The following is a 17,751-nucleotide window of genomic DNA, read 5'->3' as shown; positions in this document are numbered from 1 at the left end:
GTAACAACACTAGCTGCCTCAATACAACTGGAATGCTCAAAGTAATGCTGTTTTATCTAAGCTAGGTTTCGAATTGGATCATTGTAATGTTATTGAGGGTTCTTCTTTAACCAGCACTTATGTATTCCACCTAAACAATATTAAATAACTCGGAATAGCACCAACTCAGAAGTTACACCAACGATGTTTGTATAATTTATTTCTACATTCCTCGATTATTCGCTTCAATTTATATTAAAACTAAGAGTAATTAAGCTGAATCAGACTCAATTAAACGATAAATATGCTAAGAAAAATCACTAACGTTAAAGTAATCCAAGCAATAGATTATATCCTATTAAACCTTCACAACCAATTTAGCGTAGAGCATGTAGCCAACTATTGTAATAATTCAAAATACCACTTTAACCGTATTTTTAGAGAACAAACCGGAGAAAGCATTTATGCGTTTGTGAAAAAGTTAAGAATCGAGACTAGTGCCTTTCGGCTTGGATTACATACCAATCATAGTATCACAGATATAGCTCTGGATTACGGCTACAGCTCGTCTAACTTTAGTACGGTATTTGCAAAACATATGGCTATATCTCCAAGCAAATTGAAGAAACTTAAGCGGGAAAATAATTATGATTCGATTCATCCTTTCAGTTCAGCTCTCCTGACTGCCTGAATCAACTGAAACGGTCTTTTACCAAGTTTCTGTATACCGGATACTCACTGAAGTAGCGCACAATTTGCTCTGCATCTATTGCGGAGTGAAATAGTTCACACTGTACATAGGTAAATATGTTTATGAACTAACGAAAGCATTAGCCTGACTTTACATCAGTCACACAATAAGCCTTGGTAAGTACTGCGTAATAAACTCTCGATCTGCTTCGTAAAAATCATCCAGCGGAATTTCTTCAGGTTTCAACCAATAAAATGTCTAATTGGATCAACAGTTACTGGTTCCGCATCATCAACTAGTTTTAATACAGCGTAATGAATGTCTCCCCCGAATTTATTGGTAAGAGTGACACATTCAGAAATTTTAAAAATTTTTATACCAGTTTCCTCCCGCAACTCCCTAATTGCTGCTTCGGCTCCTGATTCACCTTCATCTACAGAACCTCCAGGAAACTCTAGAACCATACCTTGATTTCGGCGAAAGCGTTTCTGGACAAGCGCCGTACCATTTTTAGTCACTACAGCCATAGATAAATTCTTCATTTTTACGTTTCTCAGTAAACCAGTTCATTCATACAAGATTATGATGTTAAACATTATTATCACCAATAGTCTACATCCCATTCTGAAAAATCAGCTTATATAATAAAAAGTAGATACTTGGTATTGGAAGACTAATTATGCAATCATGAGAAACAAGAAGATATGGGGTGTGTTGAGCGCTTTTGGAAGTTTTCTGTCACGGTCTCTCAACTGGTAACCATGAGTAAAATTACGGTGATTCCAGTGGCACGGTCCGTCACTGAGTAATTACGTTAACGCGCTTTGGAGCACTTTCGTGTTTCATGCTCCGTAATCACATGCTCCGTAAGCACATCTCCGGACAAAAGTACGGGCCTGTTTCTAAAAAGTCACTCTGCTAGATAAGGAAAAGTGTTTTAAAACCTAAAACGTTTATTAATTTATATCCGTCCAGTTATTTTTTCTCTTCTGGTACATCTGAAGTCGAATCAGCCTTCTCTTTGAAAGTACGGTTCTTATTTACGTTAGAAAGCAAATAAGAACCATCATGGTTATCTATCCATTCAATGGTATCACCCTCTTTCCATTCCAGTTCTTGCTGAAATTTTTCAGGAAGAATAAAGTAATGCTCTCCTGTATCAAGCTGTTCAATTGTCACTTTCATAGACTCTCCTTTATCCAGCCGTTGGTAGGTACATATTAACTATACTCATCAATATTTATGTCTCACTCAGGAGTTTGGGAGTCATCACATTATTTATGCTCAGCAACAAGCTCCACACCGTGCTCAAATCCCATGCGAAATCCAGACAATAAACTTTTATGATCCCGTATTTCCTTACCCATAATAATGCCAAGCTCATTCGCAAAATCTGGAATTTCCAGTTCGTTCATGCCACGTTTTTTGAAACCTTTTATAACACCTAATAATTGAAGTGCTACCTGTTCAGCATCAATCCCTAGCTGATTGTTGGCGTGTATGCAATCCTTTTTAATGCATTTATGTCTACTACTACATTTTGAACCTTTCTTTTCTTTCATAAACTGCCCCTTAAAATCCTACGCTCAATAAATGATTTGTTACCCTCTTTGCGTACTTATTTGCTATAAAGTCGAGCTCTTCGGGGTTTCGGGTTAAAGCCATAAAATCATCAAGAAAGGTTTTCGGCCTTATCAGGGATAGTGTTGATGTATTTCTGCAAACAAAGTCTGTCATCGGACTGCCATCGTAGTCGGTGCTATCCATTCGGTATGTTGCCGGAGCCTGACGATTTAATTGCGCATTTAATTCCGGCAGCAATTTCCAGTACAGTTTTCTAAATTCAGCTCTTGCTGCAAAAGCACGTTCATGGTTTTCAGGGTGATTATGGGTGAACTCAACCCGGTAAGTATCAGGACATGGCTTTTCCTGCTGGTTCAGGTAGGAGTTCGCCTGCGTTTCATAGGGATAGCGCTGCTCAATCCACTGCTCTACTATTTCTTCTACTTTATCGAAGATGTAATGGACAGCAGAATATAGATTGCCGTAAACAAATCGCTTATCGACAAACAGGCGGATCCACTCTCCCTTGTATTCGCTGATATAACCTTCAGGTGCTTTTCGGACAAATGCGGGAACTTCCATCGCATCAGTTAATCTTTTCTCTTCGGCTTCATCACGATTCTCCCATGACTGAATGCAATACTGTTGAAAACGCCAGTGGGGAACATCATAGCTCAGCAGGTCTGGATAATCGCAGATATTCCGTTCGGCGCGGCTTAGTTCGTTAACAGATAAATAGTCCTTCCCTTTGCCACGCAATCTCTGAAGCTCAGAGTTAATTTTATACGTAATATCGGCAGAAGCATCACGCCACCGTGTATCAGCTTCTTCCTCAGGCAGCCTTGTTATACCTGGCAGGTAGCGCTCTAATATTGCCTCTTTTTCTTTCTTCAGCATGAAGTTTCTCCAAAAGTTTTATAACCTGACAATGGACTGCATGTCACCGATAAGTGTTAAAGCCGTAGTGCCGCTTCTGGGATAGACACACCCAGTATATTGTAAGCTACCCTGATCATTTGAGTTATCCGGGGTGATAGGCATACATGCTCGTTTTAAGCCAAATATTCGCGGCAAAACGACAGCTAATTATATGTAGCCGCCTTTCCGTTTAACCGCTCCATCACCGCTCGCCAATTCGGATACGTTGCTGTGCCAAACTGCATCAACTCACCCTGAAACAGCTCCTGCCCTTTCCCCTCTGCTCTGTCATCAATAAGTACATCGCCCATCAGCAGTCCTTTGTTTGAGCAGATGATGAGTTTTTCACAGAATGCCAGACCGAAGTGCTTTTCTATCCAGATGCGTTTTTCTGTATAGGACATAGGGTTGTAGACACTTGGGGCGGTGAGAATATAAGGGTCAAATTGTTCGGACGCTATGAGTTTCTTTGCGCTTTCTACGGCATCCTCAACAGGTTCGAGGTTAGCGAAAAAGCCATATTGGCTCTGCGGGTATCTCACACTAGGGAAAGTTCTTTGTTTTTCCTCAAACGCACGGGTGTATTCACACAGGACATCATCCATATCGATGTAAACTCTTAACATGTTCTCTCCCAGGTTTGTTGTTTTGCTCAGTCTGTAAAACAAATACCATTATTCATGGTGTTGGTGTTCAATAACGCCATATTCACTACACAATCAGGTTGCCGACTTTACTGCTAAGCCCAACCGTCGCTATAGTACCGGCACAGAAATCGATAGCATCACTTTCAATACCATCAGAAAAAATCACCCCATTCTCCGGCATTCTCGATACCAGCTTCAGCTCACTCCCGGCGCTGATTTTGCCAAATACACTCTCACATCGGGTGGTGGCTGATGGAAAAGGCTCACGTACTGAATAGTAAAGATACCCACTATCCCAGGAAAATCCATCCACCAACTCTTGTCTGACCTGGGTGTTAGCAATGCCAGATGCGCCGGCAATGATGCTTTTTAACCATCCGGTTGAGCCCAGACCTGTTGAGACGATTATCCCGCTGGAAGACTGCTCCTCACTGTATTGACCTTGATTAAGCTGATACCGGGCTGAGGTATGGGACTTAGGACCGATAAACAAATCGTTTACCCCAAGCAGTGACTCACCAAGATTCGTCGTCACCTCAGCAAAGCTGACCTGCTTATTGTTTACGGCTCCCCTGAGCACTTCTGTAAGCACGGTTAACAGCTCTTTTTCTACAAATGGCAAAAGCACACCATCAAATCGGTCCGGTAACGGGTTCACCCCGATGACCGATTGCCCGTCCAGATATTTCAATGTATTGGCGACTAAGCCATCCTGCCCCAAAACAATGACAATATCATCGCTGTCAAACAAGTAGGTTGGCAACATACTGCGGTCTAAATGCTGAACACGGCCAATCGTTCCTAGGGACTTCACAATACTGGTTTTGCATGCCTCAAAGTGCGAGTGTTCATCTTCATACTCAGCAAAGGACTCCCCCAGGTGCTCCAGGTAAAATCTGGCCTGTCCTATGGTGCAGTATTTGTCTTTCAGCTCCTGCAATCTTGTCTTGCGGGTCACCAGCACCAGTTTTCTATCGGTAATCATTGTATTGCTCCGGCTTGGTGAGCGACTGCAGCAGCTCTGGTGATATATTAAGATTACCAACCCGGTTTTCACCCTGGGTAAGGTTCTCAATCGCTTGTGCGATTAACTGCTCTGGCTTCAAACTTCCCATGCTCATCACCTTCAAACATTCGATGTCTATCTGTTCATAGGCTTCAAGCTGACTCTTAATTTCATACGCCTTTGCGTCGGCACGGGCTCTGGCGTTACTGCTTTCTAACTCCACCAGTTCAGCTCGCTTACGTTCATCCTGCGTCTGGGCACCGATGCTCTCCTGGTTCATTTCAAACCGTTGCTGCATCTGCTCCCGCTCTGCCTCTAACTTTTGTTGCTCCAGCTCCTGCTGCTGTTTAGTTATGGCTTTTTCCGTTTCTAACTCGCGCTGTTTAACTTGTTTTTCCTGGTCGATACTGGCCAAACGGCGGGAGTAGATTGCAGAGTCGGCTTCTTTGAGCAGTGATTCCAGGATATCCGCCTCCAGCGCCTTACCCGTTTCCGGCGTAGGAGAAATCGCAGTAAGAGAGGCTTGATTAATCTCAATGCCAAGGCTTTCCAAAGAGGGCTGTTTAGCCAGCTCAGATTGTAAAAGTGAAGATAACGCCTGAGCGGACATCAATGCAGCCTGTAGCGATTGTTTTTCCATTTCATTTCGGACAACCACTTGAACGCTCCGTATTACCCGCTCCTCTATTTTTTCCGGGTCCTCTGTCTCGTATTTTCCTTTGGCATTGACCGTAAGATTAAGCATTTTTGCGGCTTGTTCAGGCTCTGAGATCCGAAATGTCACCTGCCCCTGGACGGTCACCACCTGAAAATCCTTTGTGTTCATGCGAAATGCAAAAGGCACCTCTTTGCTGCTAAGTGGCACCGCAACCAATGAGCTTGTTGGCGAGTAATAGTAAAAACTGGTTCCCGCCCCTTGTTTCTGTACGTTGCCGTTTTTAAACAGCATTACATACAGTGGATGGATCAGCTTTGAAATAGTTGATACCTAGCATGGTTTACCTCCTTTTTGGCATTATATGTCTCTGAGACACTTTTAATATATGTCCCAGTGACACATATTGTCAAACACGATTTCACAACTTTTTTCAGTAGCACTTGTAAGATCCTGAATCTTGTATAAAAATAAATGTCACAAAGACACAAATGTAAGACTTACCAATGAAACACTTTGAATCCCCGTTGTTTACTGTTGATAGCGCACTATTTACCGTGCATGAAGGTCAGCTGCAGGTATTGGCGGTACGAAGGGCGATTAACCCCTATCAGGGAAGCTGGGCGTTACCCGGTGGATATGTAGACATGAATCTTGATAGCAATGTTGAAGATACCGCACTTCGGAAACTAAAAGATAAAACGGGTATTCACCCAGCCTATCTTGAGCAACTTCAGACATTTTCCGGAACTGAGCGTGATCCCCGGGGATTCAGTGTTACCCTCGCCTATTACGCCCTGATCGGTTACCAGGATGCAAAGACGTACATAGATACCGTTAGCGAAGCGACCTGGTTGCCGGTGAAACAACTTTCCGAGTATCAGCTTGCGTTTGATCATGAAGAAATCGTGAGTATTGCAGTGGAAAGGCTGCGCCAGAAAGCGCTCTATTCCATGGTTCCGGTGTTCTGCTTGTCAGAGCAGTTTACTGTTGCTGAGCTCAAATCGACTATCGAAGCCATTATCGATAAACCGATTCAACGTAAGACGCTTATTCGCCGGATAGAGGCTTCTTCAATGTTTGAGGCTGTTGAGGAAAAAGTGCAGACAGGACGACGGCCCGCAACTCAGTATCGACTGAAAGAAGGGGCTGATATTCATCATTTTGAAAGGAATCTTTCATAACCAATTTAGATTAATGATACTTTTTAGAGTGTATCAAACGCATATTCACAAAGCCTTGGGACAATGCAATTTCATCGATACTGCCAAACGCTGTTTTGAATCCCTCTACATCGACCAGGGCTTTTAGCCAAAGCCACCCACCTTCCGATTCGTAGATGGTTATGGCTTTTCCACAGGGCGCTTGCTCACAAGTATACTGCGCGACAGATACTATTTTCATAGATAGTAATCCCTTTAAAATAAGTCGTTTTCTAGTGAAAGTAGGTTACCAATTGGCTGATAACCTTAATATATTTAAAATCCCTTGTTCCATCTTCGAGCGGGCTGAAGAATTAGCGCTATGAACTCTGATTACCGGAGGCTTGAAGCCCTGAGTCGCAACAGCCTCTTCAATCCAAAGGACAACATCATACCCGGTACCGCGCTCATCATCCCCCAAATCATGATCAAGGCTAATCTCAGTAACCTCTCCGGTTTTTAACAGCTCAATCGCCTCATCAGGCCAATAGACACGTACCCACCCTTTCGGTGTATTGCGTTCGTCATCAAGATAAACTTTCATATTATCGGCATCCTTAAAACATCTTTTCTGAGATTAACTTACCGGATGTCACCCCATCCGGTAAGAAAGATGATTAACCATTAATCGTGCTTGTTCTGAGCATCATCAGCATTTTTTCTGGTGACAAATAAACACAAACCAACCACCAGGATCAGTAAGACATTCAATACAATCAGTAACCGGGTATGTCCAGAGAGCACAAGCCCGATGGCGACTAACAGTGTCAATAAACACAGCCTATTTTTCATTGCTCTTTTCCTCATGCGTTAACCTTTTCTGAAGCTCTGAAAAGGCTGTCCTGATTTCTCCCTGAACACCCTCTGAGTTCATTTCTTCCAGCGACTGAGCAAATCGCTCGTAGGAAAGCCGGAGAAGTTTGTAAGCGGTGAACTTCCCGTCAACAGTAACGACTTTCTGCCGGACAGTTTCGTAACCGTTAACCGGTACCGAAGCAACGAGGCTATCAACCAGTCGGGTATATTGCTCCGTAAGTTGTGCACTCCCCTCTTTCTGATAGCTTTGCTCATTACCGGAAAGCACCTGAGAGAAAGACTTTGCCAGTTCATACTGGGCATTCATGCCAGATTTTTTCATCGCAAGCCCTAGCTTTCGGCTTTCTCCGGAGCCAACACCATATACGCCGGAGCTGTCGTTTCGTGGTGGCTGGAGGAACCAGGCCGGAACAGACTCAAGTTTTTCTTGTGCCTTTTCCTGTGCCCGGTCAGCAAAAGCAGCTTCCCTTTCTAACTGCTCTGTTGCTATTTCTGTTGGATCCGGCGAAGACGCACAACCAGACAGAACCATAACTGAAGCTACAAGAAGCATGTATATCTTTTTCATCATAAATTCCTAAATTTTTAGTTCAATGCAGTAATGCTTTACGCCATTAATTTCCTGATAGTAAGACGCCGTAGTTTGAACGCGACCAAGCTGCATGCGTCCGGTGATAACGGTTCGCTCTGTCATATCGTCCTGCTCATCAAAGCTATGATGCGTCTCGGTCACCCTACTTTCCAGTTCAGCCTTACTCGTGACGACACCGCTTAACTCTCTTACCAGTTGGCCTTTCGCTTTCGCCTTTGCGATAGTGATATCCTTTGATGGATTTCCGGTTGAAGGGATACACTCCATTACGGTGAGAGGTTGAGTCGCAGATACAACTGGAGACTCCATCAATACGGCAACCGCCAAAGAAATCGCCTTATTCATAATGCCATCTCCTTAGCGCGTCTTTATTCAGTACCTCGATACTGGCTGACAGCGCGGTCATCGACTTCAGGCTTGTCTCACTGACATTCTGGATAATCACCGGGTTTCGGTAACTAATCCGTATCATTTCCTGTCCCGCTGAGCCTGAAGACTGGATAAAGTAATCACGATGATGGGAAAAACTGCCGGTATTTCCTATTGGGAGGTAGCCTTTGTACTTTCCCGCATTTATCCTGATGACGATGACGCTGTTGGACAAATACCCAAACAGCTTTTCCGTATAGGGTAACTTCTGCCTGTCTCTGGTGTTGTGGTAACCCTTCACGGCAAGCGTAGCCGGTGGCATATCTCTGTGCCTGTCTGTTGTTTTCATATACCGGCTAAACACTTTATTTATTCCTGTACGGTCAAAGCGCCAACTCACCGGCACTGTTATGTTATATGTACCGTTGTCGTTTTTGATGAACTGAGGCTTACCCGTTCTGACTTTTGCCTCACGGCGAATATAACCAAACACATTCTCTTCGATATCTTTCCGGGCCAGTTCATATTCATCTCTGCCTAAGATAGCCAGTTGAAATAGTGTGCCCTCTTCAAATACCTGCTTAGAGGTTTTTCGGTTTTTATCAAGGCTCTGGAAAATCGCCTCTCTTTGCGCCATAAGATCAGTACGGGACGGACCAATATTGATTTTTCTGCTTAGCTCAAACAGCTGATTTCGCAATTGCTGATTGTCTTTCTCAAGCGCCGCCATTTTCTTACGCCGCTCCGGATCGTTTCTTAATTTCTCAAGACCTTTAAGAATCGATTCTTTAGACAGGCGAATGTCCGCTTTAGTTGTCAAAACCATACTGCCGGACTGACTGAGAGCTCTGGAGTCTCTGGAGTTAACCACCTCGACATAAGCCGCCGTCAGTGTTCTTACCTGCTGTTTAGTGATCTTATTTCCGGCCACCACCAGCTCAGTTTCCGTGTATGAGCCGGCGTAGTCAGCCGCCGACTTTTTTGCCTGCTCGAGGTTCATTGAACGCGCACTGGTTAGCGTGTCATTATCCCCAAGAACAAAGTGCTCCTTAACCGACAAGTTGATAAAGTTCTTATCTTCACTCACCAGTTCGACACTTGCGTATAATGTCGTAGAAAATACGACCAGAATAAAAAACGAAATTTGCTTAAACACAAGCAACTCCTTATTTAGGGTATAACAACCCCTGCCCGCAATTCTGTTGAAAGCAGGGATCCCTATCATTTATTAATCAATAGATGGCGTGCCTATCAGGCTATAAGTCAAACGACTATACCTTCACATGGACGATGACATACAGAGTGCCCAACATAAGCCACTAGCAGTACCCCATCAATATCGGGTTTTCCCGGTCTCAGGGCTTGATGTACGGGAACCTTCCTCGCCAATGACATGCAATAGGCTCTGAACTCAATTTCAACGTCCGGAGTCAGGTAATAGTCTTTTGAAACTGCAGACTGCATCCCAAACAACTGGTTAAACAACTCTGGATTGTTGTCCAGCGCCAACCGCGCAGAAGGAAAGCACTCTCTTCTTACCAGTCTCATGAGAGCATGGGCATCAAGCTTATTCTGTTTTGCCAGCATCGCGCTGCAACCCTGAAATTCCGATATAATCAGCTCTTTGATCAGTCCTCCCCGAAGATTAGGTACTGATATAAATAACTTCGTAAGATCAACAGTCCCCTCTACCGCTAACGCTGTGAGTGTCGTTGATTCTATATTTCTTTCGAAGTAGTCCAGACACAACGTTTCAAGCAATAAACCTATATTCATATCGGCTTCCTTTTACGCTGTCGTTTTTCGAAGGTATTCAAGGATTTCTTTCACGCTAACCGTGATTGCCGGCTCCCAGCCGTCATGAGATAGGCTCTTTGCCAATATCTCATTGACTGAGCTGGTGTCATCCCTCAGTGCCATTTGTTCCGGTGTCGTATCAAACAAAGCAAAGAACTTTTTCGGCTCCTCTACCACTTCTAAAAACCCCGCCTGTAACAACAATGATGAAAAGTCCAGATCAGATGGATAGTCACACCGCTCTAACGCCTCCATCTTTTCGGCCAGAGCGCTGCAACATAAAAGCTCTTCTATCGTCTTATCTATGCTCTCGCCATTTACTGCCCGTACCTTTATATTGAACGGTGTGTATATACTTTCATTTATCTCAGTAGTTAGCAGAGTGATCGTTCTTTTCCCATCCATGGAAGAAAGAATACTTACCTGCATGGTCGCGGTTAACGTTGGATCACTCTTAAGCTTTTCCCTTACCTCTGAAGTCCTCTTCAAATCAAACCGTGAACAAATCGTCTCCTGAAACGTTTCATTCGTTTCAGTTTCCCCGGAAAATTGAATCGTCATTTATTGTTCCTTTTTTAACAGAAGTTCAAACCTGTTGTTCAGCACCAATTGATACCGAACGGCTCTGATAAATATTCATTACGGTTGAAGCTAAGGGTTCATCTTGCTTTTTCGTCATGAACATCCATAGGTTATCCCTAACCGTTGGCAATCCATCTAGACCAAAGATTTGATCAAAAGCCTTCTTACCAGCCTTACTCTTTTACTATTACTAACCCTGACATCCTCTTATTTCGTGATATTGATCATCATTTTAATGCACCCTTTTCGGTGCTATGAGTTTTGTATATATTATGCAAATCCATTGCACCAATAAGGGTGCATATGATCGATTATTTACTAAAAATAAGGAAAAATGATGTTGAAGGTTAAAACCCTAATTTCCGCGTCAGCCATACTTACACTGTCAGGCTGTGTCACTACTTCCACAGAGCCAGTGACATATACAGATACAGACACGAACTACACATTAAAATTGATCCTGCCTGCCGATATGGCAGGCACGCCAAACGAAGTCACTAAATTGATTGGAATGGAAGAAATAGAGAAGAAAAGATCGAGAGACACCGACATTCGCACCAGAAAAGAGGTCACCTGGCATTTTAGCGATAATCGTTTCACATCGGATGTTTACAAGTGTGACTACGATACAGAGACAGAGCAGGAGCAACTTAAAGACTATTACAGCTATGATAAAAATGGCTGCATAATGGATAAGGATTCCGGTATACGTGAACGCTATTTTTCAGGTCAGACCCTAGGCACGTACAGCTTCACACGCAATTCTGAAACAAATCTCAGCGTCCTGACTCTTAGTCCTGAAAGCATCACCTCTACTCATACCAGCGAGCTAATGGGCATGGGCAGCTATGATAATAGATCTCGCCCAACCATGGTTGGCCTGGTAAATCGAATCAAACGTGGGGCAATTGACTTTCGGTTTGAGCACAATTCCCCTTACAAAGAAGATGCTGTAAAAGCGGCATTTGAACGTAAATGGGGTAAGCAGGACGTTGTTTTCGGTATTGGTACCGGATACCTTGCGAAAGCGGGAGAAAAGCAGGGACGCGTCCTTCTTGAACCAGAATTTTCTCCCTATCGTAACGGAAGCAAAGTGGTAATAACTGCAGATGTCTACCCTCAGGTAACAATGGAAGGCAATGTGGTCACCTTTGATTATGCTTCTTCCTTTGAAGACCTGAATAAAGATCTTGAAGCAGTAGTGAACGAATAGCCTGCTATGATCAAATCAGCGGTTCAAAACAGAGCCGCTTTTTTACATCTTTTTCTGAACGAAACCCATTAGTTGTGTATACCTGGCTCCTTCCGGTTAGTAACCTATTTTTCGGACTACTTTTCTTCAAAAAACTCATTAATATCAACATTCAAAACGCTGGCCAAATCTCGCAAAATCTCATCTGTGACTCTGATCATTCCAGACTCAATCTTGGCCAACTTACTTCGGGTCATACTTTTACCCTGTAAGCTTGAAATACGCTCAACGTCTTGTTGAGATAGCTCTTGTGCAATCCTTACTCTTCTAATATTAGATCCGGTAATGTTCTTTGACTTTGTATTACTTATCATAATTTAGCTGCACCATTGTGGGTGCAACTAGTTTTATCTATAATGCGCCACCTGTGTGCACCCATAAAGGTGCACACAAAAAAGTAGTGCTGGGAAGCTAACCAAGTGATAGTAAAATCATTTTGTAATTCACTGATTTGTCAGCCGTGTTCTACTCAAACATTCTAGTGCATTGAAAGGAAACGACCGTTGTCTAAGTTTATTCTAAACATACTACCCCCTGTCTTGTTCTCAGCTATCGCTCTATCCGGCTGCATATCCGGTCCTAAAATTGACGATCAAATTGCTAACCAGCACTACAGTCAAGACATTGCCCACAGTCAAAAGGTCACACTGCGTTATGTTCGCCGCTTTCTTTATGACAAAAGCATTCGACGAATGGCGATTGCAGAAGCGTTAGATCAGGAAGTGGAGAAAGCCCAAAAAAGTGGTGGAGCGTTTTATCATGGAGATGTGGCATTGATTGGTGATGCGATATCCGGTGGGTTGGGCTCTACGCTTGGCTTTGGTATGGGAGTTGGGCTTGCTATCGCAGATGCGTTCCTTACCGACGATGGTAGCCACACCTTCGTTTCCGGCGCTTATCTGCCAGAGGTATACAACGGGGTAAAGCTAGATACAGCAGACACTGCCCGTACTGTACTATTGGATGAAACACTGACCAAATTACAGCTAATAGCTGACACTTATGGTCTGACACTAACCTGTGAGTTCGACTGTGATGATAAAATTCAAAATCAAGTTTGGCGCATGGAAGGTGTTGGCAAACCAGAAATGGGCCAATATATTTACCGCCCTACCCCTATCCTAGTTAGAGTTAAGGTTAAAGAATTTGTAGAGCCTACTGAAGCTGATAAGGTTATAATGTCAGAATTCATCGGTGCTGAAGTAAAATGGGTAAGCCAGTATATTCATGGCTATGCTGTAGAGTTCTATTCAGACCATAGCTATTCAAATACGAAAGGGATCTATAACTCCCCGTTTGATATCTTGATTAAATATCATATCTACCGGGATATGGCACGTCTAATCTATAATACCAACAACCTGTTTCATGGACGGGCGCGTAACACATGGCATGAGATGTATATCGGTGGTAACTACTATCGCAGCGCATCAGAGAAGCCGCTTGAGTACACCACTGAAATCCCGTTGCTTCCAGTAAACCCAGTTCCGGTTCCATCCCGCGAGAAAGTGATAGAAGGACTTCTCTCTAATACTGGCGAACAAAAAATGGGGGGTGACACGAGCCCCATCAAGAAAGCAGGGCATTGCCTGATGGATATGTAGATATAAAAACCGATAAGAATGTTGAAAATATCTAATATTAGCTGAAAGAAGGGGCTGTCTTTCATCATTTTGAAAGTAACCTTTCGCAGTCAAATATATGCATATATTAGTAATCTTGTAATTACTTGTGACTTCCTATAGGTGGTGGATTTTCAAACATGATATAAGCCATATAGAATACGTAGATTAGAATATGAGACGAATACTTTTTGTATTCATTTTTGGTGTACTTATCTTCGCTGGGACTTTTTAGCTCAAGTCTAACAGAACCTTTACCTGAGCGTCCCGTTAATGTCCCTCTTTTTTCTTCGGCCGTAGAAATATCACATAAGACCTCCAGCCACTCATCTTTAATGATGCTATTGTTAATACCTAGTTTTACTGCCCTCCAGTCGGATTTTGGAATTGCAAATTGGAAGGTCTTAATGAATAACCTGAGAGTGGAAGGAGAGCTGAATGTTATCCCTGATTTGCTTACGTAAGTATGCTGCAAAGCATAAGCTATCATGCTTTGAATATTCTCTCTATCGTTCCCGTAATGATCCCTTAATCTGGCAAGGAACCGGTTGGCATACTCTTTTTCCTCTATTGTTTTATATTTTCCCGGTACTAAAGTGTGTGCTCGCTTTTCCGTAAAAAATCGAGATCCTTTAACGCCGGCATTGTAGTTTGTGCTCAAAGATTTAAGTGCCCGAGCATGATCCAACCACCTGTTTATATCTTCTGACTTCAACTGGTATTTATATGCCAATGATTCTACACCCTCACCTCCTGAGACTGCCTCAAGCACCTGATAGCACACATCTATAGGGATTCTTTTCTTTCGTGTTGGAACATCAATATTAACTTCATTGAAATCATCATCTACCGTAGAGCTGACGATGTCTTCAATATCAAGTGAACTGGCCAGCATAGGAAAGCTATCTCCGAAGTTAGCTTCACCCTTCTGATTAGCTAATGCCTGATATTGCCTCCGCGAAAAGAGTCCATTTTTTTGTGCATCTGTTTGCGATAAAGGTCTATGGTTTTCCTCAGTTACAGGAGCACTCAGCAAATCACTTAAATGGAAATAGTGTTCGAAGGTTGTTCTAGGGCTTTCATGGCCGGCAAGTGCAGCTATTTCCCAATACTTGTTGCAATACGTCTGCTTAAATAGTCGCTTTTTAATATCTTTGGTTTGCTCGTCCGAGTATGGATAAAAATGAGGTAGTATCGTATGGGGTTCACGGTGCTCCAACATTACCTGAAGACGGCTGAAACAGCTATGTCTTAGGTGATAAAACACAAAATGCGGTTCACCGGAGTGAGCTCTCAATGCCCTCCCCACGTAGTTTGAAACCGTAAACATATTAAAAGGACGATGAACATCCTCTCCCATGGTCAATAATGGTGCTGACTTTGCTAGACTTTGTCGCCTTTTGGACTGAATGTAATTTGAAACAATCTCTACTTCATTCTCCAGAAGCAAAGGCCATAGAGGAACTTTACGAAGGCTACTGGCTGTTTTATTATTCCCAAACCGATTCGGACGTATTTCAATCCATCCACTCCTCGAAGCCTCGACACTGTCAATTGTAAGTTTATACAGCTCATTCATTCGTAGACCACAGCGATATGCGATTATACAGATACATTGCAATGCTTCTTGGTCGGTATCATTAAGATCTTTTAAAGTTTCGATATGCTTCAGCAGCCCTTTGAAAAGCCGCTCATCAATTAGACCCGCTCGAGTATGTCGCTTGCCTACATCAACCCTGAAGAAAATGTCATTTACAGCAGGCAAGTTCAATAAAGCTGCGGCGAAAACATGTAAGTCTTTTAATCGCTTGGCATAGAACCCCTTAGCCTTGGGGGTCATGTGGAAATTAATGTGCTCCTGATAAATCTCTTCCAACTCCACGGTAGATGTGACATCAAGAAGTGGTCGCTCAGTATTCATCTTATACCAATATTTGGCTTGGTTTAGCATATATCCGTTAACGGTACTCGCCTTGCAGTCATGTGTCTTATATATTAACCATTGGACAAACACCTGCTGCCAGCCCACAAGTTCAAACTCACCTAATACAGTTTCTAACTTAGCTCGAACTGTTTTTGGGGAAACCTTATTCCCATCAATACTAGGCTTGCAGGCTTCTTTTAGCTTGCTGATGAATTGATTGTGCTTGAGAGGTAAGCCCAGAGTATTTACACATTCTGTTCGTCTATAATTAGCTGAAGTTTTAGTCGAAAAATCATAGAACGAAGCAGGTTGAACAGGTTGCACCGTTGGAGCAATTAACCTGATTAAGTTCGATGTTGGAAGTGAGTATGAATGAGTTCTTCCAATCCTGAACTCCAGAAGAGCTTCACTTAGGGTAGGGTTACTATGCCTTTCATACCAAAAAGATGCGCACGAGCAAAACATCTGAGCTTTCGTCGGAAGATCTTTATGGTTAGGAAAGTTCTCTTTCATTTTAGCTAAGATAGCATTTGCATCTTCAGGATATTGCCAGTCCTTTTTGTCTAGCTTCTGCCAGAGTTTGAGTTGTCCCAACGTTTTTAAAGACAAATAGCATTGATAAATGGTTAACCTCTCGCCGTCATGCTCGGCATTACTATTAAGATTATCGTTATTAAGAACCAGTGTGATGAAAGTGTAACCAGAAAAACTTTGCACCGGCAACGCCTCTGATGACTTAAGCTTTAGATTAAATGCCTTAAGCACATCGATATTGCACTGACCAGAATCCATCAGCAACGAAAGTAATAGTGACTGATACCTATACTGGATGTCCCGAGACTCTAGTTTACTGTATGTACCATTCCATTGCTGGTAGGCATCATGGAGAGCCCAGGCACCTTTTTGCCAACTCGGATTCCGAAGTTGTGGGGATGGTCTATTGGTAAAGATATGATGTGGTGGTGAGAAATCCCAACCGTGTTGTACTTGATACTTTTTGATTTGACGAACGCCTACATTAAAGGCCTGACGAAAATCATTTTGTCTACCAAAAGTTTTTATTAAGCTCTGAAAAAAAGCTTCCCAGCCCGAGATAAAATCAGATTCTGATGGACGTATAGCGGGATCTGGGAACTGATTCGCCAACAGTTTTATTGACTCCTTCGTTACCCTCTCTATATGCTCTATACGCGCTTTGTGCCTTCCTTCCTCACCAAACTTCTTGCCACTCATTTTCGTCCCTCTGATAACAACATGACTATGTGTTCTTCTAATAGATCACGAATCACATGCAAATCTTTCCGGGTTAAACTACTAAACTGAGCAAACGGTAATTGGTTAGTATGGATATGCCCCATCCATGCATCTATCAGCTCATCTCCGACATTTTTGCTAAACAGGAAAGAACGTAGATAGTGGCGAGCCCAATTCGCTGGCAAAGGAAGTATCAAATCAACATGTTGCATATATGTTGACGGTTTAACTTCTTGTATCGCCTCCTGATAACGATAAAAGCAAAACGGCATATCTCCATTTATGGCTTGCTGATATCGGTCAGATAGTTCTATATCGGATTGTGCATAATAGATCACTAACTGCTCGCAATAGTCTATATATTGCCGAATATGCTCCAGCACAATGTGAGGCAGCAATACTGTTCTACCACTATATCCAACTGAGCGTTCCTTTTCAGCGATTCGATACTCTCCTGAAAGGAAGTGTATGTCATCGATTGTGCCGAACCAGGCATCAACCGGTCGATAACCACTACCCAAGCTTAGAATAAGCTGAAGATATATGACTTTCAAGTTGTGCGTTGTTTCTGAGTAAAGCCCCTTTTGAGTAGCGGATAAGGTATCAATTGCAGTTATTAGTCCGGAGAAAATTTCCTGAAGAAGACTATCATCTACGTACAATGGTGAGCCTACATTCTGTTCAAGAAACACTTGTTCAACTTCTGCCAACTCGGAGCGAAAGTCAGTTTTCCCTGCCCTGTCAATGTAACCTAGATACCGCTTATAGGTAAAATACAATGTCTGGTATGGAATATGAGTGTAAAAGCGAGCTGGCTTATTTTTCGCGTCATAACCTGTGATAAGATCCACAAGAGTATGATCTTGTCCAACAGCCATCATT

At 42.9% G+C, this 17,751-nt stretch carries 21 protein-coding genes and 1 pseudogene; 4 read left to right on the top strand and 18 right to left on the bottom strand.

Annotation, left to right across the window (positions count from 1 at the left end; all coding sequences use genetic code 11):
* The first annotated feature begins 283 nt into the window (after window positions 1-283).
* Window positions 284-670, top strand: a complete 387-nt coding sequence (locus P7F88_RS25750; RefSeq protein WP_422127412.1) for a helix-turn-helix domain-containing protein — start codon at window positions 284-286, stop codon at window positions 668-670.
* Window positions 671-829: 159 nt separating this feature from the next.
* On the opposite strand, the pseudogene P7F88_RS03920 reads toward P7F88_RS25750, so the two are convergent.
* From P7F88_RS03920 to P7F88_RS03890, 7 genes and pseudogenes are all read right to left on the bottom strand, one after another.
* Window positions 830-1,212, bottom strand: a pseudogene (locus P7F88_RS03920) (NUDIX hydrolase).
* Window positions 1,213-1,645: 433 nt separating this feature from the next.
* Window positions 1,646-1,855, bottom strand: a complete 210-nt coding sequence (locus P7F88_RS03915; protein ID WP_277822064.1) for a hypothetical protein — start codon at window positions 1,853-1,855, stop codon at window positions 1,646-1,648.
* Window positions 1,856-1,944: 89 nt separating this feature from the next.
* The gene (locus tag P7F88_RS03910; protein WP_277822062.1) at window positions 1,945-2,232 is read right to left on the bottom strand and encodes a hypothetical protein; all 288 of its coding nucleotides are present in this window, start codon (window positions 2,230-2,232) and stop codon (window positions 1,945-1,947) included.
* 10 nt (window positions 2,233-2,242) lie between these two features.
* Window positions 2,243-3,130 carry a hypothetical protein gene (locus P7F88_RS03905; RefSeq protein WP_277822060.1) on the bottom strand — a complete coding sequence of 296 codons (888 nt, stop codon included), beginning with the start codon at window positions 3,128-3,130 and terminating at the stop codon, window positions 2,243-2,245.
* A 185-nt stretch (window positions 3,131-3,315) separates the two neighbouring features.
* On the bottom strand, window positions 3,316-3,777 hold the full coding sequence (locus P7F88_RS03900) for a 5' nucleotidase, NT5C type (protein WP_277822058.1): 462 nt from the start codon (window positions 3,775-3,777) through the stop codon (window positions 3,316-3,318).
* A gap of 85 nt (window positions 3,778-3,862) precedes the next feature.
* A complete protein-coding gene (locus tag P7F88_RS03895; protein WP_277822056.1) occupies window positions 3,863-4,783 on the bottom strand; it encodes a diacylglycerol kinase catalytic domain-containing protein in 921 nt (306 codons plus the stop codon).
* Window positions 4,770-5,753, bottom strand: a complete 984-nt coding sequence (locus tag P7F88_RS03890; protein ID WP_277822054.1) for an SPFH domain-containing protein — start codon at window positions 5,751-5,753, stop codon at window positions 4,770-4,772. Before P7F88_RS03890 ends, P7F88_RS03895 begins: the two co-directional genes overlap by 14 nt.
* A gap of 212 nt (window positions 5,754-5,965) precedes the next feature.
* Between P7F88_RS03890 and P7F88_RS03885 the strand changes: the two genes are divergently transcribed.
* Window positions 5,966-6,643, top strand: coding sequence for an NUDIX hydrolase (locus P7F88_RS03885; RefSeq protein ID WP_277822052.1), 678 nt, complete (start codon window positions 5,966-5,968; stop codon window positions 6,641-6,643).
* Window positions 6,644-6,653: 10 nt separating this feature from the next.
* Here P7F88_RS03885 and P7F88_RS03880 read toward each other — a convergent pair whose 3' ends face one another.
* The 8 genes from P7F88_RS03880 to P7F88_RS03845 all read right to left on the bottom strand — a co-directional run bounded on the left by P7F88_RS03880 (window position 6,654) and on the right by P7F88_RS03845 (window position 10,796).
* Complete coding sequence (locus tag P7F88_RS03880) at window positions 6,654-6,863, bottom strand: hypothetical protein (protein ID WP_277822050.1); 210 nt, start codon at window positions 6,861-6,863, stop codon at window positions 6,654-6,656.
* A 45-nt stretch (window positions 6,864-6,908) separates the two neighbouring features.
* Window positions 6,909-7,205, bottom strand: coding sequence for a cyclic-phosphate processing receiver domain-containing protein (locus P7F88_RS03875; RefSeq protein ID WP_277822048.1), 297 nt, complete (start codon window positions 7,203-7,205; stop codon window positions 6,909-6,911).
* 80 nt (window positions 7,206-7,285) lie between these two features.
* A complete protein-coding gene (locus tag P7F88_RS03870; RefSeq protein WP_277822046.1) occupies window positions 7,286-7,453 on the bottom strand; it encodes a hypothetical protein in 168 nt (55 codons plus the stop codon).
* Window positions 7,443-8,045 (bottom strand): hypothetical protein, encoded by a 603-nt coding sequence (locus tag P7F88_RS03865; RefSeq protein WP_277822044.1) that lies wholly within the window; start codon window positions 8,043-8,045, stop codon window positions 7,443-7,445. Before P7F88_RS03865 ends, P7F88_RS03870 begins: the two co-directional genes overlap by 11 nt.
* Before the next feature lie 9 nt (window positions 8,046-8,054).
* Window positions 8,055-8,414, bottom strand: coding sequence for a hypothetical protein (locus P7F88_RS03860; protein WP_277822042.1), 360 nt, complete (start codon window positions 8,412-8,414; stop codon window positions 8,055-8,057).
* Window positions 8,407-9,594: a hypothetical protein gene (locus P7F88_RS03855; RefSeq protein ID WP_277822040.1), complete on the bottom strand. Its 1,188-nt coding sequence runs from the start codon at window positions 9,592-9,594 to the stop codon at window positions 8,407-8,409. The genes P7F88_RS03860 and P7F88_RS03855 overlap by 8 nt, the downstream gene beginning before the upstream one ends.
* Window positions 9,595-9,701: 107 nt before the next feature.
* Window positions 9,702-10,214 (bottom strand): hypothetical protein, encoded by a 513-nt coding sequence (locus P7F88_RS03850; RefSeq protein ID WP_277822038.1) that lies wholly within the window; start codon window positions 10,212-10,214, stop codon window positions 9,702-9,704.
* Window positions 10,215-10,226: 12 nt separating this feature from the next.
* Window positions 10,227-10,796, bottom strand: a complete 570-nt coding sequence (locus P7F88_RS03845) for a hypothetical protein (protein WP_277822036.1) — start codon at window positions 10,794-10,796, stop codon at window positions 10,227-10,229.
* Window positions 10,797-11,154: 358 nt separating this feature from the next.
* Between P7F88_RS03845 and P7F88_RS03840 the strand changes: the two genes are divergently transcribed.
* Window positions 11,155-12,030: a hypothetical protein gene (locus P7F88_RS03840; protein WP_277822034.1), complete on the top strand. Its 876-nt coding sequence runs from the start codon at window positions 11,155-11,157 to the stop codon at window positions 12,028-12,030.
* Between the two features lie 116 nt (window positions 12,031-12,146).
* Here P7F88_RS03840 and P7F88_RS03835 read toward each other — a convergent pair whose 3' ends face one another.
* Window positions 12,147-12,383, bottom strand: a complete 237-nt coding sequence (locus tag P7F88_RS03835) for a helix-turn-helix domain-containing protein (protein ID WP_277822033.1) — start codon at window positions 12,381-12,383, stop codon at window positions 12,147-12,149.
* 189 nt (window positions 12,384-12,572) lie between these two features.
* On the opposite strand from P7F88_RS03835, the gene P7F88_RS03830 reads away from it, so the two are divergent.
* Window positions 12,573-13,673 carry a hypothetical protein gene (locus P7F88_RS03830; protein WP_277822030.1) on the top strand — a complete coding sequence of 367 codons (1,101 nt, stop codon included), beginning with the start codon at window positions 12,573-12,575 and terminating at the stop codon, window positions 13,671-13,673.
* Window positions 13,674-13,794: 121 nt separating this feature from the next.
* Here P7F88_RS03830 and P7F88_RS03825 read toward each other — a convergent pair whose 3' ends face one another.
* Both P7F88_RS03825 and P7F88_RS03820 read right to left on the bottom strand, forming a co-directional pair.
* On the bottom strand, window positions 13,795-16,848 hold the full coding sequence (locus tag P7F88_RS03825; protein WP_277822028.1) for a tyrosine-type recombinase/integrase: 3,054 nt from the start codon (window positions 16,846-16,848) through the stop codon (window positions 13,795-13,797).
* Window positions 16,845-17,750 (bottom strand): hypothetical protein, encoded by a 906-nt coding sequence (locus tag P7F88_RS03820; protein WP_277822026.1) that lies wholly within the window; start codon window positions 17,748-17,750, stop codon window positions 16,845-16,847. The genes P7F88_RS03825 and P7F88_RS03820 overlap by 4 nt, the downstream gene beginning before the upstream one ends.
* Window position 17,751 lies beyond the last annotated feature (1 nt).

The organism is Vibrio hannami (genome assembly GCF_029589055.1).
Taxonomy (GTDB): domain Bacteria; phylum Pseudomonadota; class Gammaproteobacteria; order Enterobacterales; family Vibrionaceae; genus Vibrio; species Vibrio hannami.
This window is presented reverse-complemented; position numbering and strand designations above follow the sequence as displayed.

Bases quoted from the DNA above. Each gene is read 5' to 3' on its own strand.
- P7F88_RS25750 (WP_422127412.1), top strand. From the start codon at position 284: ATGCTAAGAAAAATCACTAACGTTAAAGTAATCCAAGCAATAGATTAT.
- P7F88_RS03915 (WP_277822064.1), bottom strand. From the start codon at position 1,855: ATGAAAGTGACAATTGAACAGCTTGATACAGGAGAGCATTACTTTATT.
- P7F88_RS03910 (WP_277822062.1), bottom strand. From the start codon at position 2,232: ATGAAAGAAAAGAAAGGTTCAAAATGTAGTAGTAGACATAAATGCATT.
- P7F88_RS03905 (WP_277822060.1), bottom strand. From the start codon at position 3,130: ATGCTGAAGAAAGAAAAAGAGGCAATATTAGAGCGCTACCTGCCAGGT.
- P7F88_RS03900 (WP_277822058.1), bottom strand. From the start codon at position 3,777: ATGTTAAGAGTTTACATCGATATGGATGATGTCCTGTGTGAATACACC.
- P7F88_RS03895 (WP_277822056.1), bottom strand. From the start codon at position 4,783: ATGATTACCGATAGAAAACTGGTGCTGGTGACCCGCAAGACAAGATTG.
- P7F88_RS03890 (WP_277822054.1), bottom strand. From the start codon at position 5,753: ATGCTGTTTAAAAACGGCAACGTACAGAAACAAGGGGCGGGAACCAGT.
- P7F88_RS03885 (WP_277822052.1), top strand. From the start codon at position 5,966: ATGAAACACTTTGAATCCCCGTTGTTTACTGTTGATAGCGCACTATTT.
- P7F88_RS03880 (WP_277822050.1), bottom strand. From the start codon at position 6,863: ATGAAAATAGTATCTGTCGCGCAGTATACTTGTGAGCAAGCGCCCTGT.
- P7F88_RS03875 (WP_277822048.1), bottom strand. From the start codon at position 7,205: ATGAAAGTTTATCTTGATGACGAACGCAATACACCGAAAGGGTGGGTA.
- P7F88_RS03870 (WP_277822046.1), bottom strand. From the start codon at position 7,453: ATGAAAAATAGGCTGTGTTTATTGACACTGTTAGTCGCCATCGGGCTT.
- P7F88_RS03865 (WP_277822044.1), bottom strand. From the start codon at position 8,045: ATGAAAAAGATATACATGCTTCTTGTAGCTTCAGTTATGGTTCTGTCT.
- P7F88_RS03860 (WP_277822042.1), bottom strand. From the start codon at position 8,414: ATGAATAAGGCGATTTCTTTGGCGGTTGCCGTATTGATGGAGTCTCCA.
- P7F88_RS03850 (WP_277822038.1), bottom strand. From the start codon at position 10,214: ATGAATATAGGTTTATTGCTTGAAACGTTGTGTCTGGACTACTTCGAA.
- P7F88_RS03845 (WP_277822036.1), bottom strand. From the start codon at position 10,796: ATGACGATTCAATTTTCCGGGGAAACTGAAACGAATGAAACGTTTCAG.
- P7F88_RS03840 (WP_277822034.1), top strand. From the start codon at position 11,155: ATGTTGAAGGTTAAAACCCTAATTTCCGCGTCAGCCATACTTACACTG.
- P7F88_RS03835 (WP_277822033.1), bottom strand. From the start codon at position 12,383: ATGATAAGTAATACAAAGTCAAAGAACATTACCGGATCTAATATTAGA.
- P7F88_RS03825 (WP_277822028.1), bottom strand. From the start codon at position 16,848: ATGAGTGGCAAGAAGTTTGGTGAGGAAGGAAGGCACAAAGCGCGTATA.
- P7F88_RS03820 (WP_277822026.1), bottom strand. From the start codon at position 17,750: ATGATGGCTGTTGGACAAGATCATACTCTTGTGGATCTTATCACAGGT.